At 35.9% G+C, this 26,074-nt stretch carries 22 protein-coding genes and 1 riboswitch; of the genes, 11 read left to right on the top strand and 11 right to left on the bottom strand.

The annotated features are described in order from the left end of the window. Positions 1–47 precede the first annotated feature (47 nt). Entirely contained in the window at positions 48–1,457 is a 1,410-nt protein-coding gene (locus tag TYM08_RS02930; protein ID WP_422381477.1) for a hypothetical protein, read from the bottom strand. Between the two features lie 116 nt (positions 1,458–1,573). On the opposite strand from TYM08_RS02930, the gene TYM08_RS02925 reads away from it, so the two are divergent. Continuing rightward, positions 1,574–2,185 carry an FKBP-type peptidyl-prolyl cis-trans isomerase gene (locus TYM08_RS02925; RefSeq protein ID WP_422381476.1) on the top strand — a complete coding sequence of 204 codons (612 nt, stop codon included), beginning with the start codon at positions 1,574–1,576 and terminating at the stop codon, positions 2,183–2,185. A 28-nt stretch (positions 2,186–2,213) separates the two neighbouring features. Here the strand turns inward: TYM08_RS02925 and TYM08_RS02920 are convergent, their stop codons facing one another. The 6 genes from TYM08_RS02920 to TYM08_RS02895 form a co-directional block, all read right to left on the bottom strand. Next, on the bottom strand, positions 2,214–2,762 hold the full coding sequence (locus TYM08_RS02920) for a hypothetical protein (protein ID WP_422381475.1): 549 nt from the start codon (positions 2,760–2,762) through the stop codon (positions 2,214–2,216). 153 nt (positions 2,763–2,915) lie between these two features. After that, the gene (locus tag TYM08_RS02915; protein ID WP_422381474.1) at positions 2,916–3,176 is read right to left on the bottom strand and encodes a hypothetical protein; all 261 of its coding nucleotides are present in this window, start codon (positions 3,174–3,176) and stop codon (positions 2,916–2,918) included. Positions 3,177–3,326: 150 nt separating this feature from the next. Next, positions 3,327–3,674 (bottom strand): DUF6164 family protein, encoded by a 348-nt coding sequence (locus TYM08_RS02910; RefSeq protein ID WP_422381473.1) that lies wholly within the window; start codon positions 3,672–3,674, stop codon positions 3,327–3,329. Between the two features lie 28 nt (positions 3,675–3,702). Further along, positions 3,703–4,764: a hypothetical protein gene (locus TYM08_RS02905; protein WP_422381472.1), complete on the bottom strand. Its 1,062-nt coding sequence runs from the start codon at positions 4,762–4,764 to the stop codon at positions 3,703–3,705. Further along, complete coding sequence (locus TYM08_RS02900) at positions 4,757–6,337, bottom strand: adenylate/guanylate cyclase domain-containing protein (protein ID WP_422381471.1); 1,581 nt, start codon at positions 6,335–6,337, stop codon at positions 4,757–4,759. Before TYM08_RS02900 ends, TYM08_RS02905 begins: the two co-directional genes overlap by 8 nt. 715 nt (positions 6,338–7,052) lie before the next feature. Then, the gene (locus tag TYM08_RS02895; protein WP_422381470.1) at positions 7,053–7,916 is read right to left on the bottom strand and encodes an AraC family transcriptional regulator; all 864 of its coding nucleotides are present in this window, start codon (positions 7,914–7,916) and stop codon (positions 7,053–7,055) included. 104 nt (positions 7,917–8,020) lie between these two features. Between TYM08_RS02895 and TYM08_RS02890 the strand changes: the two genes are divergently transcribed. The 7 genes from TYM08_RS02890 (at position 8,021) to TYM08_RS02860 (ending at position 13,282) form a co-directional block, all read left to right on the top strand. Further along, a complete protein-coding gene (locus tag TYM08_RS02890) occupies positions 8,021–9,208 on the top strand; it encodes a PLP-dependent aminotransferase family protein (RefSeq protein ID WP_422381469.1) in 1,188 nt (395 codons plus the stop codon). Between the two features lie 356 nt (positions 9,209–9,564). Further along, positions 9,565–9,699, top strand: a riboswitch (molybdenum cofactor riboswitch). Next, a complete protein-coding gene (moaA, locus tag TYM08_RS02885; protein ID WP_422381468.1) occupies positions 9,687–10,688 on the top strand; it encodes a GTP 3',8-cyclase MoaA in 1,002 nt (333 codons plus the stop codon). It overlaps the preceding riboswitch by 13 nt. 1 nt (position 10,689) lies before the next feature. Further along, positions 10,690–11,235, top strand: coding sequence for a molybdenum cofactor guanylyltransferase (gene mobA, locus TYM08_RS02880; RefSeq protein ID WP_422381467.1), 546 nt, complete (start codon positions 10,690–10,692; stop codon positions 11,233–11,235). Continuing rightward, positions 11,222–11,770 carry a molybdenum cofactor biosynthesis protein B gene (moaB, locus tag TYM08_RS02875; RefSeq protein ID WP_422381466.1) on the top strand — a complete coding sequence of 183 codons (549 nt, stop codon included), beginning with the start codon at positions 11,222–11,224 and terminating at the stop codon, positions 11,768–11,770. Before mobA ends, moaB begins: the two co-directional genes overlap by 14 nt. A 1-nt stretch (position 11,771) precedes the next feature. Beyond that, on the top strand, positions 11,772–12,017 hold the full coding sequence (moaD, locus tag TYM08_RS02870; protein ID WP_422381465.1) for a molybdopterin converting factor subunit 1: 246 nt from the start codon (positions 11,772–11,774) through the stop codon (positions 12,015–12,017). Beyond that, complete coding sequence (locus TYM08_RS02865; protein ID WP_422381464.1) at positions 12,018–12,488, top strand: molybdenum cofactor biosynthesis protein MoaE; 471 nt, start codon at positions 12,018–12,020, stop codon at positions 12,486–12,488. It abuts the gene before it with no gap. Beyond that, complete coding sequence (locus TYM08_RS02860; protein ID WP_422381463.1) at positions 12,488–13,282, top strand: M48 family metallopeptidase; 795 nt, start codon at positions 12,488–12,490, stop codon at positions 13,280–13,282. Before TYM08_RS02865 ends, TYM08_RS02860 begins: the two co-directional genes overlap by 1 nt. A gap of 8 nt (positions 13,283–13,290) precedes the next feature. Here the strand turns inward: TYM08_RS02860 and TYM08_RS02855 are convergent, their stop codons facing one another. Together TYM08_RS02855 and TYM08_RS02850 are read right to left on the bottom strand one after the other, a co-directional pair. Then, complete coding sequence (locus TYM08_RS02855) at positions 13,291–14,460, bottom strand: AGE family epimerase/isomerase (RefSeq protein WP_422381462.1); 1,170 nt, start codon at positions 14,458–14,460, stop codon at positions 13,291–13,293. Further along, positions 14,461–15,405 (bottom strand): carbohydrate kinase family protein, encoded by a 945-nt coding sequence (locus TYM08_RS02850; protein WP_422381461.1) that lies wholly within the window; start codon positions 15,403–15,405, stop codon positions 14,461–14,463. 104 nt (positions 15,406–15,509) lie between these two features. Here TYM08_RS02850 and TYM08_RS02845 point away from each other — a divergent pair, with 104 nt between their 5' ends. Both TYM08_RS02845 and speE read left to right on the top strand, forming a co-directional pair. Continuing rightward, entirely contained in the window at positions 15,510–17,630 is a 2,121-nt protein-coding gene (locus tag TYM08_RS02845; protein ID WP_422381460.1) for a RelA/SpoT family protein, read from the top strand. A gap of 9 nt (positions 17,631–17,639) precedes the next feature. Further along, on the top strand, positions 17,640–18,494 hold the full coding sequence (gene speE, locus TYM08_RS02840) for a polyamine aminopropyltransferase (RefSeq protein ID WP_422381459.1): 855 nt from the start codon (positions 17,640–17,642) through the stop codon (positions 18,492–18,494). Positions 18,495–18,778: 284 nt separating this feature from the next. On the opposite strand, the gene TYM08_RS02835 is transcribed toward speE, so the two are convergent. Next, positions 18,779–20,911, bottom strand: coding sequence for a sugar-binding protein (locus TYM08_RS02835; RefSeq protein WP_422381458.1), 2,133 nt, complete (start codon positions 20,909–20,911; stop codon positions 18,779–18,781). 600 nt (positions 20,912–21,511) lie between these two features. Between TYM08_RS02835 and TYM08_RS02830 the strand changes: the two genes are divergently transcribed. Next, positions 21,512–25,000, top strand: coding sequence for a G8 domain-containing protein (locus TYM08_RS02830; RefSeq protein ID WP_422381457.1), 3,489 nt, complete (start codon positions 21,512–21,514; stop codon positions 24,998–25,000). Between the two features lie 535 nt (positions 25,001–25,535). Here TYM08_RS02830 and TYM08_RS02825 read toward each other — a convergent pair. After that, entirely contained in the window at positions 25,536–26,045 is a 510-nt protein-coding gene (locus tag TYM08_RS02825; protein WP_422381456.1) for a hypothetical protein, read from the bottom strand. Between the last annotated feature and the right edge of the window lie 29 nt (positions 26,046–26,074).

Raw genomic sequence — 26,074 nt, 5'->3', positions numbered from 1 at the left:
GAATTTCATCGATAACAAACCATGAATGGATGCTCAATAATGGTTACTCAATAAATAGGCAGCCATTTTTTAAAAGGACTATTTTCTAATGGCATTTTTTCACCCAGCTTTGCATGGGTATAAGACGGATCAGCAAATACATAATCGTTTAAATTAACATGGAAAGCACTTAAATTTTGCTTAGTTTTTAATTTAACTCCAGTTGAAATATGATTATCATAAAGCACAATCATCATGTAATTCCCTAATATTTTTTCTACCAAATTTTTAAACAATAACACACGCTCTTGAGCCCCCCCTTTTGATTCAAACACAACCTGCTGAACAAACAATTGCTTATTCACATTCCCAGTTTCTTTATTCTCTTTAATTAAAGTCTGCACAAAGTTCAGTAAAAAGTTAATGGTTTTCTGCTCATCTCGAGGATTTATTTTGTCTTTAATTTGCTCATAAATAGATTGAAAAACAATCTCATGTATTTCTTGATTAATGTAATTATCCACTAACAAAATCGGATAGTACTTATAATGTTCAAGAATATCCGCTTGAAATGGTAAATAGATATCGTATTGTGTATTTCCAACTTGATAATTAAATAATTTATGCTGCCACTGCCCGCCTAAGTTTAACTTTGGGTTCATCAATAATTTTAATGGCTCTTTAGAATTTGAATGGGATTTCTCTACCAAATCAATATTTTCCATTGGAGTAATATCATTATTAAAATCCATAATATACCAACGCTTTTTCATGCTATCTTGCACATAACTTTCATTTAAAACAAATAACTGAGTTTGCATTAATAGATACACTTTTTCATTAGCAAAACCAATTCTGACATTTAATCCCGATTTGACTAATAAATAATGCGCCTGCAATAACTGTGCGTTAATATCGTTTTGCCAAATTGAACTGTATTGAAAAAGCATGACAGCATAATCCCAATCATTCAAATTCAAGGACTGTTTTAAAATTAGCATCTGCTCAATTAAATGTTCTGTGGGCAAACTTGCGAAATACGACCAAACTTTTGATACATCATTTGCTTGATTTATAATTAAATCTGTTTGCCAATTGCTGGAATCTTTAATTTGAAAGTGATGTTGATAAAAATCAAATGAAATCCTTTCACTTAAAATATGCTTAGTATCTAAAATTTCAATTAAAGGTTGAGTCAATTGTTGAGCACGGGCAGATTCAAACTTTTCAATATTGATTATCTGTTTTTTAGGCATCGTTTTTGAATAATTTAAAGGTACGTACTCATCCAATTTCATTGCTTGAGTTTCCCAAGAATCCGATAAATTTTGGATATAAGCCAAATCCTCAGGCAATACTGCCACATTTTTTTGTTCTACTAGTTGCTTATGCCTCGTTTGCCAATCCCAAAACTCAGTGCCTGCTATGGCAAAAACACTGAATAAGCACCCAAAAACTAAAAAAAATACCGATTTCATTACATTCATATTCTTTAATTATTCACTTAATTTAACATTATATACCAGCAACCCTTGAAACCAATCAATCAAACCCCATTAATTGGCACTTTATTCACTCAACTTAAGAGAACATTATGTCTTATAAACTACCTGAACAACAAGCAAGCTACGGAATTGGTCGCAATTTTGGCGATCAACTTGCAGCTAACCCATTCAATGGTCTAGATATCCAAGCATTAGTGCAAGGTGTTCAAGATTCTTATGCAGGGGTTGAATCTGTTGTTTCTCAAGAAGATTTAGAAGTTGCATTTCGTATGATCAACGAACAAATGCAAGCAAAACAAGCCGAGCAAGCTAAAGAGTTATCTGGTGAAGGCCAAAAATTCTTAGAAGAAAATGCTAAACGTGAAGAAGTTACCGTTACCGCTTCTGGCTTACAATATGAAGTATTACAAACTGGCGAAGGTGCAACACCTACAGCATCTGATACTGTTAGCACGCATTACCACGGCACATTAATCAACGGTGAAGTATTTGATAGCTCTTACGAGCGCGGCCAACCTGCAGAATTCCCAGTGGGCGGCGTAATTACCGGATGGACTGAAGCATTACAATTAATGACCGAAGGTTCTAAATGGCGTTTATACATTCCGTATAACTTAGCATACGGAGAACAAGGCGCTGGTGGAAAAATTGGCCCATTCTCAACATTAATCTTTGATATTGAATTATTAAAAGTTCTTTAATTCGTTTTTAAACATTTCTCAAAATTGTTTAGTACCATAAAAAATGAATAGTAAATTGCACACTTTTCGATTCTAAGTGATCAAAAAGTGTGTGATTAATCTCTGATGCTGTATCTTGATAAGTTAATTCCGCTTGCCACCTTGGTGTAAATTCGTATCCAACTCCACTTTTAAATGTTCTTCCTAAGCTTATTTTCTCTTCCGAAAACCCAACCACCGAGGTAGAAAATGAACCCATTACATAAAAAGTTTGAACATACTTGGTAAAATAATATTGAACGCCCAACCCAATATCAGTAATAAAATAATTACCTTGATCAGATTGACTTAAATAATGACGATGATTGATATCACTAAAAATTGATACCTTTTTGACTAACCCGCTACCAATACGAATACTTCCAGACATTCCAGCATCATTAAACGATTGAATAATTGAGTTTGAACGTTGAGTTAAATCAGAGTTGAGGATATTCACACCTAAACCTAAATCAATAAACGTGCCTTTACGTTTTTGATCAAAAGCAAATGTTTTTGTGCAAAATAAGAGAAAAATAAGAATATAAAAGGGTTTCATACTGTTTCACCAAAATTATCTATATTTAGTTTAGCAGTAAAAAATTATTAGACTGTGGCTGGCACGCCTAAATTGTTTTGGAATATAAAAAATACAATAAAAATATCAAATGCATTCTATGCAATCACTGATTATCAGTGATTTACATAGAATTTATTCAGCTAACATAGCTTCATCAGCACCGGTTAAAAAACACTCTTTTAAGTATTCTTTGCGGCTTTCTAAACAAATTTGTTTAGCCGTATCTTTATGTAAACGATTATATGCAACCGTAAAACCATTAAACGCATCCACTTCTGCTTGAGTTAAAACTCTTTTTGTAAATGGACTCACTAAATCACCGACTTTAACGTAATTGTCAAATTCGTGGCCTGGTTGCTCATGAAATGCTTGATTATATTGTTCAATGTTCATGATAATTCCTCTTTAAAATAATTTATGTTAGATTTTATTGAGAATAAACGTGACGCAGATCTCAATATGAAATCATTCTAACAAAGTAATTAGGGAATACAAGATTTTTTTGAACTAGTTCACAGTTTTTTTACTATAAGTATTTTTTACTTATGGTGAGAAATAAAAAAATGGAATAATTATGAGGGATAAAATGGCTGGGACCGCTAAAACACTTGCAATCCACTTGATTGGATGACGCTTAAATTGCTCTTTGAATGTAACAGGGGATCTCGAAAATGTTTCACGCATTTGCATTTGACGAGTGCACTGCTCTGTTTCAATAATAGCCCTAGCTTGATCAACTAACTCTTGATCCACCCACAACCCTGCCACAGACAACCCCAAAAGCCCTGAGCTCGTTTCGTGGAACACAATATCGTTATCCACCAATAATCTCCTAATGGCCATACACTCATCATCAGGTACGCTTTGGGTTTTAAAAATTAATTTTGCCATGAATATGCAACCTAAATAGTTATTCTTTTTATTGTGAGTTTTTTAATTTTACTTCATTGTAATAAGCAATGAAGCTCTGAGCTTTTGCAATATTGTTATTTAACACTCGGTTATCTCTTCCGTATTGCTGAACTTCAAGCCATTTTGCCAGGGCATCTTCAATGCGCCCCTCACTCCACAGCACATTCCCTCTATCAAGAGCACGCTGAACAATTTGATTAATTTTTCTTTCAATTTTCTTATCTAATTCAACCACATCTACACCAAAACTTTGCAGCTCTTTAAGAATACGTCGTGCTTCAGTAATATTATTGGTGCTTAACTCAATAGAAAATTGATCACTTAAATAGTTAATTTCTACGATACTGCGTTCACGCATTTGTTCAGATTGAGCAGCTTCAATATCTGCAATACGCGACTTCATTTGTTGATCTATATTGGTATAAATTTGGGTAATTCGATCACTTGGATCAAGTTGGTACGCTAATAATGCACTACTATGAGCGACCGCCAATTGTATATCTTCCATTTTTAATAATTGCTGTGCTTGCACCGATAATTGATTTGCTACATTTTGTGTTTCAACTAAAAATTGCTCAAACCGAGCTTGTACAATCGGATCATTTGGATATAAGTCTTTCACTGTCTTTTCAAATTGAGCAACATCCAATAAATATCGACCATGGTTTAATAAGATTTCTTGTCGTTGTTTTTGAGCTTCTACTTTTCGTTCAACATCAACAGCAACAAACGCTTCTTTTAATTTCGGGTGGTTTGGTAATTCTTTTAAACCAACAGTGAGGATATTAATTGCCTTACCGTAATCTTTTGTGCGGTTGCGAAAATACAAATTTGCCTCAGCAATAACACCATCCACAAAAGCTTCTTGAGCAGGCGTGATTGAGACCAATACTTTTTGAAGCTCGCGGTACTCAGACTCACTGGAATTAACCGATAAAATTAAATTTTTTGCTTCTGAAAATTTATTTTCTTGTATTAATTGTGTCGCTTTTTCTACAACTGATTGCGCAAAACAAAGTGGACTAATAAATAATGACGCCAATAAAAATGTACGAGTTAAATTATGCATGTAGATTCAATTGCTCCCTTACTGTTTCGAAATGGCTATAAGGTGTTTTAATAATATCTTCAATAAAGACTGTTTTCACCTCTTCTTTAACACCTTTCACTTTTACACTCACTCGTTTACCAGAGCTTAAATAATTATGATGATTCGCTCGATTAAAGAACGATTCATCCACTAAAATCCCCCCTGATCCAGCTAAATCACATAGTCTTGATGCCAAATTGACTGGATCGCCAACAACCGTATATTGAAGTCGGCTTTTACTTCCAATCACACCTGCAAGCATTTGCCCACTGCTTATTCCGATGCGTATTTCTAGACAGGGTTTGTTCTGAGCTTTGTGTTTATTGTTAATATCTGCAATGATTTTTTGCATTAACACTGCACAAGCAGCGGCGTTAAAAGGATGTTCAGGGTCTTCATTAGGCGCACCAAATACAAACATCGCAGCATCACCAATAAATTTATCAACATGACCACCATAAAATTCACAACAATAAGTAAAGTATTCGAAATATTCATTTAATATTTCAGCAACTTGTTTGGCTGAGTTGTTCTCACTAAATGATGTAAACCCTACAATATCCACAAAAATAACCGAAGCATCGACCATCTTGCCTTCACCTCGCCCACCACCTTCAGATAAATACTGGTCAGCAACTGAATCCGATACAAAATGAGTTAAAGCATTTTCTACTTTTTGCTTACGCTCAACTTCTTCTGCCATGTGGTTAAATGAACGAATCAACTGTCCAAATTCGCCATGATACACTTTTGAAATTCGATACGAGTATTGTTCATCTGAAATGGCATTGGTTGCTTTAATCAAATCAAGAACCGGCTTAGAGAGCCTGCGACCAATGGCCATGGATAAAGTAAAAACGCCAACAACTAATATAAAACTGACGACCATGATAAATTGTAAAATATCATTTTTTGCTTGTGTAATTTCTTTTCGACTGGTGGTGACAAATACATGTCCGCCCACTGCATCTCTAAACTTAACTGGGGAAACAAACGTTGTCCATTGACGCGTTGAATCTAGGTCCTGCCAGTCAAAAGACATCGGCGTGTCTTCTAACCATTGATTTCTATATTTGGTATAGATGTGGTTAATCGTTGAAACTAATTCTTTTTTATATTCTGCACCAGACTGAGAGGTAATATTAGATGAATTAAGTTCAATTTCACCATAAACATTAGCTGGAATGGTAAAGTCAGGCGCTTGTTCGAAAAAAGAAAATAAAGATTCTGCTGGCTCTTCATTATTTTGCAAATAATTAGTTCGTGCTTTAACGCGTCCTTGAAAGTCAAACACAGAAATATCAATAGTATCCGCGGTCAATGCATTAATTTGAAGGGTTAAACTGAATTTATCGCCCCCAAATAGTGGTTCAGTTGCAGAACCTGCTAACTGCGAAGCGCTCAATTGTCCAGATTTTGTAAACTGTTCTTCTAACAGTTTCTGCTGACGATCTAAAACAATACCACCAAATGCTGCCATAACGACAACAATTGATGCATTAATCATCAAAGCGACGCGGTACGCATATGGAATTGCAGAAAACAGCCTCATGGTTCACCAATTGATTAAAAAACGGTCTGACAATATACCATACAATTCTATAAATAATGAGACTCTCAATTACAGTTTTTTGTAAACGGAAGGAAGAATTGACGCATTCATTACTAATTTATCATCAATAATTTGACTACACAGGGGATTTTAGCTTTCCAAAATATGACATTTTTATTGCAGCCTCGAATTTATCGATTGTGTAAAACTTTTTGAAACAATGTAATGCCCACCAAACAGTTAGTAAGTATTCACTGGTAAAAAACAAACATCCGCCTGGTATATTTTAATAAACGGGTACTTATCTTTTATTATTTAAGTAACTTTTATTTGTGGATAACTTCAAGGATAACTTAATTACAAGTGAATTTTTCAAGGTTTCACGTTAATTTCAAACATTACATATATAAGCTAAGCCATTGAAATATAATGATTTAATAAGAATGACAAGTTATCAACAATCTATTTATTCAATAAATGCCTTACATCGTCTATGTGAGTTATTTCAATATTTTTTTCTCTGAAATTTTTTTAGGACTTATCTATTTCAAAAATAGAATTAAAAAAATTTTAGGCTTGTCAACAAAAAAATGAAATTACTTTTCCAAATTTTATGTGGATAACTATCGGGATAACAAAAATATAAACTCAAAAAACTGCATATTTTTGCTCTTTTTCAATATTGGTTACTTTTTACACGCAAAATTACAGTTTTCTAATAAAATCCTATCGGTAAACAAAAATCTAATACAAAACTCTCATCGTCTTCCATAAATTGATTCTTTATATAACGCACCACACTGGGTGTAGACATCATTTTATAGCCTGATTTTGGCAGCCAATGCTCATAAATTTTAGAAAGTTGCGGCAGTAATTCACCATATTGTCCCGTTAATCGAAACACAACGTGCAAACCTTTTGGAATCGTTAAGGAGTTAACATGCCCTCTTTTTAGTATTGGCTTGTCAATTTGCACACAAGCAACATATCGACATTCATCTAACGGGACACATGACGGATTAGAATGGTGTAATCCAAATTGATACTCGAAACTTCTGCCTTCCTTCAAGCACCAGCTTTGCAATCCTCTCCAGGACTTAGAAATACTTCGCCCATAACCTTGATGACGTATGTACGCTACATGGTATTCAGGTAACTCTTTAATTCTTGGTTTGGGTAATCCTTTACCTTTTAGTCGTTCATACGCCGCTTTTATTTCAGGATTTTGCAGATATGGCCGATCTTGATTCATACTTGATTTTAAACGCCATTGCCCAGGAGACAGATCGTATTGCTCTTTAAAGGCACGGCTAAAAGAAGATAAGGAGGTAAAACCCGATTTATTGGCAATTTCAATCACAGGGCAGCGCACATCAAACATCAACTGATTGCCCGCGTACTCTAATCGGCACTGTCTTATATATTGATGCACCGACTGCCCAACCACCTGTTTGAATACTCTATGAAAGTGCTGTTCAGAATAACAGGCAATATCTGCAAGCTGTTTGGCGGGTAAGGGGGAGGCAATATCCTGATGTATTTTATACAACGCATCATTGATTCGTGATTGGTGACTCATAAAATGCACAAATATCATAAATGGACAAATATTAAAGCATAAACGGACAAATTAGACATCAATTAACCACTTATACTGCCTCAAAATAACCAACTGAGCAGATCATGACTTTCACACTCTCCCCTACAAAAGCCGTTCAAGCAATTAAACCAAGCTACATCCGAGAAATTTTAGCTGCCACTCATCAAGCGGGCATGATTTCTTTAGCAGGCGGGTTACCCAACGAAAGTGCGTTTCCTATGGAAATTATTGAACAATCCATGCAGGAAATTAAAAGTGATCGCACCATATTTCAATATGGCAGTACGCAGGGTTATCCCCCGTTATTAAATTACGTACGCGAGCAATATGTCGTGCGCGAACAAGACGACGCCATGATTGGCACAGGCTCGCAACAATGCTTAGATTTAATTGCCCGTGGGTTTATTGCCCCTGGTGATCACATTGTAATGGAGGCACCGAGTTATTTGGGTGCTCTGCAAATCTTTGAATTAGCTCAAGCCAACATTCACAGCATTGGCGAAAACGAGTCACTAACGGGCCCTGATTTAACGCAATTAGAAAACACCTTTAAACAAAATGACGTTAAGTTTTTTTACGCCGTTCCTGATTTTCACAACCCTACAGGCATTTGCTGGAGCTTAGAAGTTCGTAAAGCCGTCGCATCATTATGTAAACAATATGAAGTGTTCTTTATTGAAGACGTGCCGTATCGTGACTTACGCTTTAAGAACGAGCCCATCGCGCCAGTTTCTGATTTTTATGAAAACTGTTTTGTATTACGTTCGTTTTCAAAAATTGCCACACCAGGATTAAGACTGGGTAGCGTCATTGGCAATAAAACATTGATTAATACGTTAGTTAAAATCAAACAAACCTCTGATTTGCACAGCAGTATTCCTATGCAAGCGTTGTTATTAAAGTTATTAACTCACGAAAATTTCCCAAAACACATTGAAAACATCAAACAAAAATACCAAACTCATCACGATGCAATGTTAAATGCAATCAACGAACATTTGTCTGAATACGCAGAAGCAAAAAGCGTCGATGGCGGTATGTTTTTATGGGTTGCTCTTAAGCATGTCAAAGCAGCCGATGTTGAAACCGTGGCAAGAACATTATTAAAAGCGAATGTAGCCGTGGTACCTAGTAATGTATTTTACCCGTCTGATTTTGCCTTGGAAGATCAGCAAGTTGGCTTTAGATTGAATTTCACTCACGCATCCGTTGAAAAAATTGAACAAGCCATTGGCATTATCAAAGTGGAATTAGCTAAATTAGCGGCTTAACTAAAGCGCTATGTTTTACATTTGTGTTGCTATTACCGTAACTGTTTGATTTGAAATGGTTTTGAGTATTAGCAAAGTTTACTCAAATATTGCATACATTTTACTATTTACAATGACTTTGCTGAGTTTGTAAAAAGCGATTTGAATGCTGCAACAACAATTTAAAACATAGCCAATTAAATAAACACCAAAGTGATTCATCCCTTTAAATTAACCAAGGGGGATGAATACATCAAACCCTGTCACCTCAAGCCTCAAACTCCCAGCTCCACTCCTCTTTTTCACCTACTCATAAATACGTACTTTGGCAAAAAAATACCCTTTGCCATAGGACTGAATCACAATTTCCACTATACTTTTGTCACAATAACCGAAGTTCTCAGCTCTAAGGTATATCGCTACGATCTGTTAACCGTAAACCTTGTGTTTACCAGGGTTAGGAAGGAAACGACCTAATCTCCCGAATTTGGAAAGGTATATGACAGCTCAACCTATTAAAACGCTAGGGTTAACCGACCCTCAAGGGCGTGATTTTCGCTATGTGCGATTATCTATCACTGATGTATGTAATTTTAAATGCGATTACTGCCTGCCTGACGGTTATGAAAAAAATGGTAAAAACCAGTTTTTGACACTACCTGAAATCAAACACACCGCCCAATCTCTTGCCAAACTTGGCGTGAGTAAAATTCGTGTTACCGGTGGTGAGCCTGTTTTACGAAAAGATCACGTAGAGATTATTCGCACGTTAAAAAATATCGATGGCATCAAACAAGTCTGCATGACCACTAACGGTTATAAAATCAACGATTATGTCGATCAATGGAAAGACGCGGGATTAGATAATTTAACGGTTTCTATCGATAGCCTGCACCCTTCGACGTTTAACAAAATTACTGGACACTCTATTTTAGATGATATTTTAAAAGGATTAGATCGCGCCGTTGAATTAGGGTTCAAACAAATCAAAGTCAACGTGGTGTTGATGCAATCGTTTAATGCCCATGAATTTTTACAATTTGTGCAATGGGTAAAAAACAAACCCATTACATTGCGATTTATTGAATTAATGCAAACCGGCGATAACACCGAATTTTTTAACAAAGAACACGTTCGCGCAGATAGCTTAATTTCACAGCTTTCATTATTGGGCTGGACAGCCATTAAAAAATCAAAAACCGCAGGCCCAGCCATTGAATATGAGCATAGAGAATCTATAGGTAACATCGGTTTTATCACCCCTTACAGCCAAGATTTTTGCAAAACCTGCAATCGATTACGCATCAGCTCTACCGGTAAATTACATTTATGTTTATTTGGTGATGGCGGATTTGATTTACGACCGTTTATGCAAGCAGACCAGCCACAACAAAATTTAATATCAGAATTACAATCGGTATTAGGTTATAAAAAAGACAGTCATTCTTTACACGATAATATTTCTGGTTCGACCAAACATTTAGCCATGATTGGAGGGTAATTTGAAAATAGCGGCAGCGTTACTTGGCGGTGGTTTATCATCAAGAATGGGACAAGACAAATCCAAATTAGAAATAGACAATCAAAGTTTAAAGCAACGACAAATTTCAATATTAGAATCTTGTAATATTGAGCAAATATTTGTTTGCGACAATCAACAAATTAAAGATCGCTTTGAGAAAAAAGGGCCACTAGGGGCAATAGATGCTTTATTTCAAGTGGACGATTTTTTAGACTTTGATTTTTGTATTTGTTTGCCTGTGGATATGCCCAATTTAAACCAAGATTCGATCAATCAATTAATTCAATTTGCAATTAACAGCAATCAATCTGTGGCCTTTACTAATTCTATTTTACCTTTGGTTTTTAAAGTAAACCGTCAAACAAAACAGTGGTTAGACAATCAACTAACCACTGAGACTAATTGGTCAATCAATCATTTCAGTCGATTTTTAAATACACATTTCATAGACATCGACGATCATTATCTTATTAATATTAATACACCCCAGCAATGGGAGGAGTACTTAAATCATGAGCGCATCTAAATCATTTCAACCTTTAAATATAGCGGTTTTAACAGTATCAGACACTCGTAATGAAGACACGGACACATCAGGACAATCATTAGTTTCTGCATTAAAAGAAGCAGGGCATGTATTAGATGATAAAAAAATTGTGATTGATGATATTTATAAAATTCGTGCCGTTACCTCACAATGGATCGCAAGTGACACCACTCAGGTAATTTTAATTACAGGTGGTACGGGTTTCACTTCAAGAGACAGCACACCTGAGGCAATCAAACCGTTATTAGATAAAACCGTTGAAGGTTATGGCGAGTTATTTAGACAAGTTTCCTTTGAAGAAATTGGCACATCAACGATTCAATCTCGATCTTTAGCAGGCTTGTCTAACGAGACGATTATTTTCTGTATGCCTGGTTCAACAGGAGCGTGCAAAACAGCTTGGAATAAAATAATAAAAGAGCAATTAGATGCCACCCATAAACCTTGTAATTTTGTGGCTCAACTTAAAAAAGTAAACAATCAAATTACCGATCAATGCGAATCAAGAGGCTAATATGATTACTGTTTTATTTTTTGGAAAACTACGTGATCAGTTTAAAATTGATCAACTTAACATTGAAGCACCCTGCTCTAATATCCAACAGCTTTTTGATTGTCTATCTGCTGAAAATGCAGCGTTATCTGATTTAAAAAATACAGCGAATTTACTTGTTGCTATTAATCAAGACATGGCTGATTTTGACTCTGAGTTAAATGAAGGTGATGAAGTTGCATTTTTTCCACCAGTTACAGGAGGTTAGATGCAAAGCCAACCTTTTAGTATTGAGATCAGCGAAGAGGACTTTGATGTTGGTTTATTACATCAAAGCCTTCATAATACCCACGAAGGGGCAATTGTGACGTTTACTGGCACCGTTCGAGACCTAATGGGTGACGATGGTGAGTTTGAGTCCACAGAATTAATTATCGAACATTACCATGCTATGTGCATGAAAGTGTTAAGTGACTTATGCCAACAAGCGTTATCTAAATGGGAAATCGGACAGATTAAAATTGTGCACCGTGTTGGCAAGTTAGCCCGTGGTGAGCAAATTGTATTTGTTGGTGTCAGCAGTTCGCATCGTAAAGAAGCATTTTTGGCCTGCGACTTCATTATGGATTTTCTCAAAACCAGCGCCCCATTTTGGAAGCAGGAATCTAAAAACGATCAAAGTTATTGGGTCGATGCTAAATTAAGCGATCAACAACAATTAAAAAGATGGGACAATTAATGTTATATAAAAAACTTTTAACTGGTGCAACTATCCTCGCGCTAAGTGCATGTGGCGGAATAAAATTAAACCAAATGACATTGATTCCAAATGCACAAATGGATGCAATGGGCATACAATCATTTGAAGAAATGAAAACAACACTACCCATTTCAACAGATTACAAAACCAATCGTTATGTAAGTTGTGTTGCTAATGCCATTACTGATCAAGTTTCAGTTGACGAATTTTCAGGTCAGTGGGAAGTGGTGGTGTTTGAGTCCGATCAAGTTAACGCGTTTGCATTACCTGGCGGTAAAATCGGAGTGTATACAGGGATATTAAATGTCGCCACCTCTCAGGGTCAACTTGCTGCAATTATTGGTCACGAAGTGGCACACGTTTTAGAAGAGCATTCTAATCAACGTATGAGTTTAGGTTTGGTAGCAGGCGCTGCAATGGCACTTGGCGAAGGCTCGTTAAGCAATGCATCAGAAGAAAACAAAGGATTAATTATGGCTGGATTAGGCTTAGGTATTAATTATGGTGTGACATTACCTTTTAGCCGATCACACGAATCTGAATCCGATGTAAGAGGCCATGTCTTAATGGCAAAAGCAGGGTTTGACCCTTATGATGCAGTTCGTTTATGGGAAAACATGGCAAATAATTCACAAGGCCAGCCACCTGAGTTTATGTCCAGCCACCCTAGCCATAAAACCCGTATCGATGGCTTAACTCAACATGTGAATTTGGTTGAACATTATTACAAAGCCGTTCGAATCAAACCAAGTTGCGAAGGGTTTTTGAAATAATTATTAACCTATAACATTTTTAAAACCTCAAGACAGGCACAAATTGTATGATAATCACACTTTGCGCCTGCTTCACTTTTCTTGTTTGAATACTTCGAATTGTCTGCTTTTAAAACTCGATACCAAGCACCGTTTTCATGATCCACAAAATGATCCCAACTGTATTGCCAAAGTTTATTGTAACGCTCTAAATATTTTTCATCGTTGGTGGCTTTGTATAACAGAGCAGCAGCTGCAAAACTTTCAGCTTGAACCCAAAAATATTTATCGTCATCACAAATATTTTTATCTGTGTCAAAGCCGTAAAACAACCCTCCATTGTTATGATCCCATGCGACATTCCATGCAGTATCAAATAACGTTTTAGCTCTTTCTAACATCCATTCTTGTGGATCGTATTGATATAACTGAAGTAAAAGTTTTGTCCATTCGGTTTGATGTCCTGGCTGAAACCCCCATGGGCGATATAAATTCTTAGGGTCGTTTTTATTATATTCCCAGTCAATTTTAAATTGAGTATTAAAATGTTCCCACACCAAACCATTTGATAAGTCAGCCTGTTTAATAGCAATATTAAATGCCAATATTTTTGCACGGGCTAAATATTTTGGATTTTGAGTTGCTTCATATGCCGCAATCATGGCTTCACATAAATGCATATTTGAATTTTGACCACGATAATCACTTAGGACATTATCTTCGCTTAATTCATCGGCATACAATCCAAATTCTTCTTGCCAGAAAGTGGTTTCTAGCATATTAAACGTTTTATCAATCCATTCATCACTTTGAATAATGTTAGTTTTTTTAAGCTGTGAATAAGCCAATAAAACAAAAGCGTAGCCATAAGCTTGCTGAGTTAAATCGTTTGGCTTGCCATCTTTAAATGTCCAAACAAATTTATTTTCATCTTCTAAAAAATGCGACTCTTCTAAAAATTTTAACCCGTGTAACGCATTTTGACGATAATGGATATTGTCAAATAACTGAGCACTTAAAGCGTAATTGACAATGAGCCGTGTAGAGCTAACTAATTGTTTTTGATCCACATTAAAAACAGAGCCGTCATCATAAAAATTTTGTGCATAACCACCGTTTACATCAATAACATTCGGTTCGTAAAAATCCAAAATAGATTGTATATGCGTGGTTAGAAATTCTTTATCAAAAAAATTCATTTAAAACACCCAGGTTGATTGAACATCTTTTATCGTTGGTAAACTTGGCAATGCACCTTGTTTTTGCACCGCTACTGCACCACAACTACTTGCAAATTTCGTAATATCTTTAATGGTTTGTTGTGAGAATTCTAAATTATCAAATTCGTTAATGGCTAATAATAAACCCGCACTAAAAGCGTCTCCTGCGGCTGTGCTGTCTACAACGGTGACTTTTTGAGAAGGTAATGAAAATTGCATGTCATTAGTGAAAATTTGAATGTCATTACCACCGTCGGTTTGCCAAATAATTTTAGCTGTTTGTAACCATGACTTTATTTCAAATCCTTGGCTAAAAATCCAATCGGCCTCTTCTTTACTGACTTTTATGATATCGGCCAATTGAAGTGCTTGAGTAATTTTGTGAATATCAACTTGTTTATCTTTCCATAGATTAAAACGTAAATTCACATCAAAACTGATTGTACAACCATGGCTTTTGGCTTTATGTATCGCATCCATTGTTACTGCAAAAATGTGATCATCCGTTAATGTGTTTGAGCAAAAATGAAAAATACTGACATCATTAAATACGTCATCGACAATTTGCTCTTGTTTAAACACCATGTCGGCCGTGTTGGTTCTAAAAAATTCAAAACTGCGCTCTTTGTGTTCATCTAAAAATACAAACGCTAATGGCGTCGATGCGATAGGATGGATATATAAAAACTGCGTATCGACGTTATAGTCATTCAGCGCGTTTATTAAAAATCGACCAAATTTATCATCGCCTACTTGGCCTAAAAATCGAGCGTTACCACCAAGTTTACCAATGGCTGCTGCCACATTTGCAGGCGCACCACCTGGGTATTGCCGAAATTCATTTAAGGTATCTTCACCATCTTGATACAGATTAAAATTCAAAAAATCGATCAGTAATTCACCAAAGCATAAAATTGTGTGCATAGTTAACCTTTTGATTGCATAAAATAATGACGATACTAAAATTTAGTATTGCTTAATTACATAAAATTCTTATTATTCAAGTACATTTAAAGAGAATACATACCTTGCCTAGCATCAACGCGCTTGCCGACCGACTAAAAGAATATTTACCTGAAGAACAAATCCGTCAGGTGAAACGTGCTTACTATTATGCAGAGCAAGCACACGAAGGGCAAAATAGGCAATCTGGCGAGCATTATGTCACTCACCCACTTGCTGTTGCCAACATATTAAGCGAAATCAAGCTCGACAGCCAAACACTCATGGCAGCTATGTTACATGACGTGATAGAAGACACCAATATTCCAAAGTCAGCCATCGTGGCTCAATTTGGTGATGAAGTTGCAAACTTAGTTGATGGAGTGAGTAAATTAACCCATTTAGAGTTTGAAACCAAACAACATGAGCAGGCTGAAAACTTTCAAAAAATGATCATGGCCATGACTCGTGATATTCGAGTCATCATTGTGAAACTTGCTGATCGAATTCATAATATGCGCACCCTTGGTGCTTTACGCCCTGACAAAAAACGACGTATCGCCCGAGAAACATTAGATATCTATTCGCCAATTGCTGCACGTTTAGGTATTAATAATTTTCGCGTTGAATTAGAAGATTTGTGTTTTCATGCTTTGCACCCCATGCGTGCGCAATTAATTCAAAATGCCACAAAAAATATGCGTGGTCGCCGCAAAGATAATATTGATCAAGTCACATCGTCTATTAGTGATAAAATTAATCTTTTAAATTTTGAATATGAAATTTCGGGGCGAGAAAAACACCTCTACAGTATTTATAATAAAATGAAAAATAACCGAAAATCTTTTCGTGATATTTTAGATGTGTTTGCTTTTAGAATTATTGTCAAAACCAGCGACGATTGTTATCGCGCATTAGGTGCAGTGCATAGTGCATACACACCAATTTCTGATCGTTTTAAAGATTATATAGCCGTACCAAAAGCAAATGGCTATCAGTCATTGCATACTATTGTGATTAGCCCACGCGGATTACCTTTAGAAATTCAAATACGCACAAAAGAAATGGAAGCACATTCCAATCACGGTGTTGCTAGTCATTGGCTATACAAAGAATCCGACGACACTCAAAGTAATTCACTTACCAATTTACGCGCACAAAAATGGGTAAAAAGTTTACTAGACATGCAAGAACAAGCATCCACACCGTTAGAATTTATTGAAGACGTCAAAAGTGATTTATTTCCCGAAGAAATTTACGTATTCAGCCCTAAAGGTAAAATTATTGAATTACATGCAGGTGCTACCGCTGTCGATTTTGCTTTTGCAATTCACACTAAAATTGGTGAGCAATGCGTTGGTTGCGAAATCAACAACCGAATATCCAGTTTAAGTGAACCTTTAAAAAATGGCGACACCATTAAAATTAAAACAGTCGAAGGCGCAAGACCAAATCCCGCATGGTTATCATTCATTAAAACCCAAAAAGCGCGCAGTAATATCCGCAGTTATTTAAAACAATTAAAATCTTCTGACACCACTTTGCTTGGGCGTAACTTATTAGAAAATGCGCTATCTATTACCAACCACACATTAGACTCTATATCACTTACTGTTATTGATTCTGTATTAAATGAATCGAATTTTTCAACTTTAAATGAATTACTAGAAGATATTGGTCTTGGAAATAAACTGGCATATATTGTTGCATCAAAACTGATTCAAAGCACAGAAGTGTCCCCTAACAGCAAAGAAGTCATTCAAACACCAATGAAAATTCATGGCAATGAAGGCTTGGCTATTTCCTATGCCAAATGCTGCAGCCCTATTCCTGGCGATCATATTTTAGGTGTAATTAACGTAGGCAAAGGCGTTGTTATTCATCGCTCGCGTTGCTCAAATTTAGTTGACATTCGAAATCAAGCAGATCGTTGTTTACATTTAACATGGGACAAAGAAATGCATGGCCAGTTCTTTGTCACACTTGCAATTGATGCATCGGATCACCCCGGCGTATTAGCAGAAATAGCAGGCACTATTGCTTTAGAGCACGCCAACATTAACTCCATTAATATTGATAAAAGCGACAAACACATGAGTCGTTTAAAAATTAATATTTCAATTGAAAACCGAATTCACATGGCGCAAGTTATGAAACGCTTACGCAAATTAAAATCGGTTTATAAAATTATCCGTACTAAAAATTAAGAGAACAACATGACCAATAAAACAACTTGGTTTGAAGAAATCTGGAGCCCTGAAGGCTCGAGTTTTTCTTTAGAAGTAAGCGAATTACTACACACCGAACAAAGTGATTACCAAAAAATAGACATCTACAAAACTACTCACTGGGGCAACCTTATGGTATTAGATGGCTGTTACATGGTGACCGATCGTGATAATTTTTTATATCACGAAATGATGACTCACCCTGTTTTATTTACCCACCCCGATCCTAAAAAAGTATTAGTGATTGGTGGTGGTGATTGCGGTGCATTAAAAGAAGTATTAAAACACCCAACTGTAAAAGAAGCGTGGCAAGTTGAAATTGACGAACGTGTAACTCGTGTATCAGAAGAATATTTTCCAGATCTGTGCGACAGCAACAACGACACACGCGCTAATTTTTATTTTGGAGATGGCATTGCTTGGTTAAAAGAAAGACCTGCAAACTCTTTAGATGTCATCATTATTGATTCAACTGATCCTGTTGGCCCTGCTGCTGGTCTTTTTAATCGTGAGTTTTTAGGCGAATGTTTACGCGCATTAAATACTAATGGCGTATTGGTTCAACAAAGTGAATCGCCATTATTTCATAGCAATACATTAATTAAAGATTTACATACTGAATTAAAAGCCGCTGGATTTACATCCCTAAAAACCCTACCGTTTCCACAACCTATTTACCCATCAGGTTGGTGGAGCTGCACGATGGCAAGTAAAGATTTAGATGTCACCCAATTTAGAGCCAGCGATGCTGAAAACAAAGTATTTGATACACAATACTATAACTACGGCATTCATCTTGGGGCACTTTGCACGCCAGAGTTTATGAAAAAAGCATTGGATTAAATTTTAATTTAAACATCAAAAAGCCCTATATTTTTTAGATACAGGGCTTTTTTATTCGATTTAAATAATTGAACTTTTTGTGATATTTAATTTAGAGCGCAAAAACAAGACCATCTAAATCTATCAAAATCAAAATCAAAATCAAAATCAAAATCAAAATCAAAAAATTCTATAGCAATGAATTAAAAAGGCCAATCTTTTTAAGATAATATCAACCTAGTTTAATTTAAATCATTCTGACCTGAACCTGAAATTTAAGCGGCATACAATTTATGTTGCGTTAGTTATTCATCTAATAATGTCAATGTCCCAAATCCATCTGCATTTAACCATCCGTCGTTATTATGATGCTCTGGTGTATCCACAGTTCCAATAAAATGTTCTCGGCCAAATGTGCCATCGCCATCTATATAAGCTGCAGAAAAACCTAATATTTTATCTGCATATAACACCTCTGCACTTGTTGGATTCCAAGCTTCTTGTTCCAAATTAAAACTATCAGAATAAATTTTCATTTTTATTTCCCATATATGAGTGTCACCGTAACTGGCCATAACACCATGGATATGTTCAAAGTCGTAACTCACTGGGCGTCGAGCAAATTCATCTCTTGCAACACCATCAACACCTACGTGATAAGCAAAAGCATTTGCGCTGTTTTGTGCAGTTGTATGCTCGCCTCCAGATTGATTTTCATCTACAAAAAGCTCAATCGTATCGTGATTGGGTGTTGTGCCTGCATCAATAAATTCATCAATTATTTCAAATAATAAATATATATAATTTTCATCCCATATTATTTTAAATTTCCCACTGTAATCATCAGCCGTAGGTAAAACAAGAGGTGCCATCCAAAAAACATTCATTGCCTGCCATTGTGAAACCTCCCAAATCGACTCATCAATTATACCGTCGATAACAGGTGTATAATTGGTTTTGTGTGCATTGTAATTATTATTTTGAGCTAAGGTGTCATCTAATTCACAAGATTTATTTTGAATGATGATATTAGGATACATCATTGATAATGACGTAATGGATTCGCAACTAATATTAGTGTTAGTAAGATTGACAACTTGCAAAGAATCAAAATTTGAAAAATCCAACGTATTTAGAGGGTTACCTGATACATCTAGTTGCTTAATATTTTCCATATTATCAGTGTTTAATTCTGACAAATTATTGTTCGATAAATTCATTGCTGTAATGGTTTGATTTGAAACATAACTAAATGGATTTTCAGCATCCTTTGATTCAGGATTGGAAAAATTGAGATTGGTTAAATTTTCAAAATGATATAATCCCGACGTATCTGATACTCTTTTTGTATTGCAATGTATTTCAGTGATTTCATATGTGTATGTACCTACTTGGTCTAAGATGCATTGCTTAAGTGCTTGATCGTAAACAGAGTCAATAATCGATGAAATAAATGTCCCAGAATCCGTAATATTTTGAATCGTAACGGTGATTGTGTCAGATGTTTGAGTGTTATATATATCTGTCAATTCGACTTTAAAGCTTAATTGCTGTGTTGATTCAACATTAGGTGCACTAAATCGTGCCTCGAACAAATTAACCTGATTAAGCATCACTTGCATACCAGAAATTTGAGTCCACTTTATGCTTTTAATGTCTGAATCATTAATTGGAGTAGAAGCAATTAACGAAATGATTTGAGATTCAAATGAAGTAAAATTCTGAGCAGTGCTAATTGGGTAGGTGACATTGTTATTTAAAATCATAACAGTTATGAATTGATGGGTTGATTGTTTATCGTTATCCGTCACTGTTAATTCAAAATGTAATGCAGTGTCTTGAGTGACTTCAGGTGCTGTAAACATTAAAACAGGTTGTAAAAGTATGTTGCTATGAAGGTTAAGCTGAATGGCATCTGATGGGTTTTGTTTCCATAAATAATGCACGATTTCGCCATCTGAATCCGTTGCAGTACTTGGCACATTAACAAGTGATAATTCAAGCGCACTTATTGATTCTTGCAATATTAAATTAGGGGGCGTTAAGTTTTCACTACTGGGCGAAACATTAATTGTTATTGTTTGATCTGTGGTTGCATCGGAATCATTAACAGCGGTAATGGTTAATTCAATGGTTCGATCAATTTTTGAATCAGGTATATCGATAACAAGCTGGTTATCGTTTTTAATAATGGCCTGTAAATCAAAAGTTAACTCATCTTTTTGGCTGACATAGACTAATTGAACTTCTCCATCTTTATCTGATGTTGAAAACTCAATAATATAAATATCACCACCTTTTACATTCACTTCTTTTTGAATACTAATAACGGGTTTAGATTGCTCCGTTACAGGTGATTGTTTCACTTTATTTTTTGCAATGTCCTCGCAACTAATTAACAAAAACATGGAAAATATTAATAAAAGATGCTTCAACATATCGTGCCTTTTTACAATTTCAAACTGGAAGAGAAAGTGTTTGGCCTATCAAAAAGACAAACATACAAAGAAATAACATTATATTGATAAAATACTACAATTATATATATTTTTGTTTAAATTGAGAGGTGTGACAGCGCTGATAATATTATGTTAAGAATTGCTGTGAATTTTTTGAACGATGTTCAGGATAAAGTATAAGCAGTAACACACATTATGTCCTAAAAACCTGATTTTTGGCAATTTCAGTTAGAAAAATCTAAACATTATAAAGGCCGATATACCTTCATCAACTCAGCTAAGCTAAAATTAAATGGATGCCAATTCAGTTTCTTTGACTATAGCCGTTTCAACCCAATGATTAGGACAGTGATATTTGATGCCTAAATAACAGATTAAATACAAAAAAATAAATAAGAATACAAATAAAACAATTAATCCACAAAAAATAAAAACAACAAATTAAATAAAAAACAAAACATATAAAGTTTTAAAACTACATTCAAAATTCAAAATTAAAAAATTCAATAAATATGATAACAACCGAGTTCAGTAAAAAATGTCACAATTAGAAAATTAGATAAATTCTTGGGGTATTTTATGTCATTAGTTAAAACATTCACGATCAAAACTGTTGTAATTCTATCGTTACTTCAAATAGGTTGTGCGGACCCTAGCTCTAGCTTAGTTTCAGTAACACATACGAATTCAGACACCCAATCAGAAACACAAACTGAGTCAGCTACTCAAACACAATCAGAGACACAAACTGAGTCAGCTACTCAAACTCAATCAGATACACAAACTGAGTCAGCTACTCAAACTCAATCAGAGACACAAACTCAATCAGAGACACAAACTCAATCAGAGACACAAACTCAATCAGAGACACAAACTCAATCAGAGACACAAACTGAGTCAGCTACTCAAACTCAATCAGAGACACAAACTGAGTCAGCTACTCAAACTCAAACTGATTCTAATACTCAAACAGAAACAATTACTGACACTGCTACTCAAACAGAGACTGAGCAAACTTCCGAGCCATTTGGCATGACTCCTTTCAAGCTAGAAAATGGAGCAACTCTTCAAGCAGAAAACTTTGACTTAGGCGGTCAAGGTGTTGCTTACAATGATTTTGAACCAGAGAATCGTTCTGCTGCTTACCGTCTAGATGAAGGTGTAGATATTCAAGTAACTGAAGATACTGAAGGTGATTTTAATATCAGTTGGACTGTGGATAATGAATGGATGAATTACACAGTTGATGCCACCCAAGGGTTTTATGATATTTCGGCACGAGTAGGTTCTGCTCATGCTGATCCAGGCTCGATTTTAATTCAAATTAATGATGGTTCAGGTTTTGTAGATTTAGGTACGTTAGATGTGAGCTCAACTGGTGCTTGGCAAACTTATGAAACTCAAACGCTTAATGAAATCAATATTCCTGCAGGCGACGCTATTTTAAGGCTTAAAGTGATCGGTGGTAATTTTAATCTTACCTGGATTAAATTTGATTTAAGCCCGCCGCCCACTCAAACCACAGCCGTTGTAAATGGTGGCTGGGGTGCAGCGGCTACTTGGAGCCATGGTGTGCCAACAGCAACAACAAGAGCCATTATTCCTCAAGGTAAAACGGTCACAATATGGGGTGGAAACCCTCGTGCTAATGGCGTTGTGGTACATGGTTTATTAAAAGTTGGTGAGCAAGCGGGTGCTAATTTTTCTTTATCTACAGACTGGGTTCACGTGAACTCAAACGGTATTTTCCAAATTGGCACAAAAGATGATCCTTACGATGAAGGTAATTTTACGCTGACTTTAACAGGGGATGATCCAGAGGCCGATTGGGACATTGAAATGGCAAGTGGTGCTCTTATGCCAGTGAATGATAATAATGGATTTATCATGGCGGGCATGGGCGGAAGTCTGCAATTTTTTGGAAAAAATAAGCTAACTTACACGCGCTTAGCTGCTACAGCAGAAATGAATAGTAGTGTTATATATGTTAGAAACTTAACTGAGCGAAATTATGATGGTGTATATTCAGTTGAGTCTGATGGTGAATTGAATTGGGAAGTGGGCGATCAAATTGTGATTGCAAGTTCGTCTTATGATTATGCCGATGAAGAAATACGAACCATTACTGAAATTACTGATTTGGGTAATTCAAATTCTTCTATCACCTTAGATTCACCGCTTTTGCATCGCCATTATGGTGAAATTGAAAGTTATGGTGAAGGCGATAATATCCGAAAAATTGATATGCGTGCTGAAGTCGCTATTTTAAATCGTAACGTTAAAATTCAAGGGTTGTCGTCTCAAGACACCGATGTAAACTTTGGAGATAGAGTGAACTTTAACGCTGGAGTCAGCCAAGGCGTGGGTGGTAACATAATGGCTATGGGCACAGCTGGCCCTGTAAATTTAGATAGTGTTCAATTAGATAAAATGGGGCAGACTGGTCGTTTAGGTCGTTATCCGATGCATTGGCATGTGGCAGGGGATCGTACTGGAGATTCACTTCGTGGTGTTTCAATCACTAACTCAAATAACCGTGGTGTTACCGTACATGGAACTCATAATTTGTTAATTCAAGATGTGGTGTTACATGATATCCATGGTCATGGTTTCTTTATGGAAGACGCTGTGGAAACAGGCAATACCTTCCTTTCAAACATTGCTTTTGGTATTCACAAAGTGGGTCGAAGTGATGCTGTGGGTGATAAAGCGCCTGATGCGAATGATCCTTTTATTGTAGATACGCACGATTTTGTAGGACAAAACCCAACGCGCTTTTTAAGCTCCGCCGCTTACTGGATGACCAATCCTGATAATATCTGGCGAGGCAATATTTCAGCAGGTTCACAAGGAACAGGTTTTTGGTTTTTATTCCCAAGTACTCCCATTGGTCTTGCAGCTAATAATCCAGCCTATGCAGGTGTCACACCCGATACAGTTAACTTAGGCGAGTATAATTACAACTCAACACATTCATCCCCAATTGGTTTAAATGTTGACCGAGGCAGTGATTTAGAGGGTGAAGTTGGCGATACCTTATTACCTAATTTTAATGGTAATGAATACAAGCCAGCAGTAGAGCCGCAGTTTGCAAACGTGACTGGCTACAAACACAAAGTGGCGGTTTATCATCGTGGACGAATTGCTAACTTTGTAGACAATAAATTCGCTGACAACTTCAACAGCACATTTATTACCTTTACTCAGCGTATTAGTAATGCGCTATACATAGGCCACAGTCGTGGTAACAGTGATCTCAATCAAATTGTTACTGGCCATACTTTTTATGATGGCGCAAATACTCTAGATGGATCTCACTTTGCTGGTTTTACAGCAAACAATGCACATATGTTCCGAGTTGCCGCAATTGCTGGTCGTCACACGCACTTTGTGATGCGAAATACATCCTATGAAGATGATGGTTCGGCGAACAATATGCGCTTTGCTACCGAAGCTGGTTATGCAATCAATTACAAAAACCTTAAGCCATTAGGTAAATCGGCACCATCCGTTCTTTATGATGAGGACGGCACACTGACGGGCCACGTAGGTGGACAGGCAGGCTCAACAGTTGTTGCAGATCATGAATATTATTACGACAGCGACGATATAAAACCTCAAACCTGGAGTGTTCGGGTGTCGGATAATCGTTATGCGTTAATGAGAATGGCGAACTTTGGTGGCTCTGATACTACCTTTAGTGTGACAACACCTGATGGTGATGTTGCAACAGATAACCCAGGTACAGGGCAATTTTCGGGCACGAACGCATTGGTTAAGATTAATGGTGGTGATTATACGGTTAATTTCCCAGATGGTTTAAATAGCATTAATGGTGGTTTTGATATTCAGTTTTATATTGCAACCGGCCCAAGAGACGGCTCATCTATTGTTAAATTCGCAGGTATTGGAAATAGCCATAAAGTGGGGAACCGAACCAAAGTAAATGACTTAAATGCAGTTCGTAATGCCAGTCAAACCTCTTGGGCACAAGTTGGAAATGATATTTGGATTAAATTCTTTACTACTGAACAGTCTTGGTTAAAGACTCAGTTTAGAATAAAGTAATCAGCCACTTAAAAGTCATAATGCCTTAAAAAAACCTATCAGCTGGGTGATGCGCTTACTTAAAAGTAATCGCATCGCAATTAATCGAATAAGCATGCTATAAAACGAAAGTGTTCAGTGTGGGTAATTTTATTTTTTGTGTCTTTTTATATTTATCGTGAATGTCCTGACTAGGTATTTGCTTCATTTCGAGTATCAAATTTATTTTGACAAAATATATGGATTTTAGCTTAACTCAATAATTAGTTCATTTATATTCATCTGAGCCAATCTCTATTAACTTGGATTAATATTTCATACCTGGGATTTAATGAACACTCGTAAATTATAGTAAAAATTCAAACACTTCTTTCAAACACTTCTTTCAAACACTTCTGTCAATTCCACTAAATTTTTTTCTTTATTTTAATTTAGTCACTTCAAAAACGATTTTATATTTTTGGATACCTATGTTTTATATTAAGTTGCCTGTCCTTAGTTTTTCTAAGTTTTATTCACATATGTCGATAAAGTTTTTGTATTAAACAATCATTTACTAATCAAATGCAGGCATAGATTCGCAGCGAATCCAACTGTGCGTGGCATCAAATTCTTCCCACTCAGAACTTTTAAATGCATGTTCAAATAAATGATTGGAAACAACAAGACCTTCTACCTCGGCCACTTCTACCACTTTTTCATTTTTATCAAACGTTAAATAGGATACATCTAATGACCCAATTTCCCATCCAACGATCGCAAGGTCAACTTCTGGGACATCTTTAATGAAATCATACATATGCAGTGATAGTTCGAGCATTTTTTCTTCAGATAGCTTTACTCGGCCTTTACTGAGATCATCAAACGAAACGGCTAACCCTACATTTTCTGGACAGATTGATACCTGACTGTTTACAGGTCCGTCGGCGGTGATAAATGTATTATTCACTTTATGAAAATCAATACCTTCAAAGGGAGTAACTTTACTATTTAAGGTATTGTATAGATCATGGTAATTTGCATTTTTATTTAAAAATTGAATTTGAAGATCAAAAATAATGGCCATATTTGAGTTTCACCTATTACTTAAATTAT

The organism is Marinicellulosiphila megalodicopiae (assembly GCF_045862395.1).
GTDB lineage: Bacteria > Pseudomonadota > Gammaproteobacteria > Pseudomonadales > Natronospirillaceae > Marinicellulosiphila > Marinicellulosiphila megalodicopiae.
Note: the sequence above shows the minus strand (reverse complement) of the source record. Positions and strands in the feature narration are given on the sequence as shown.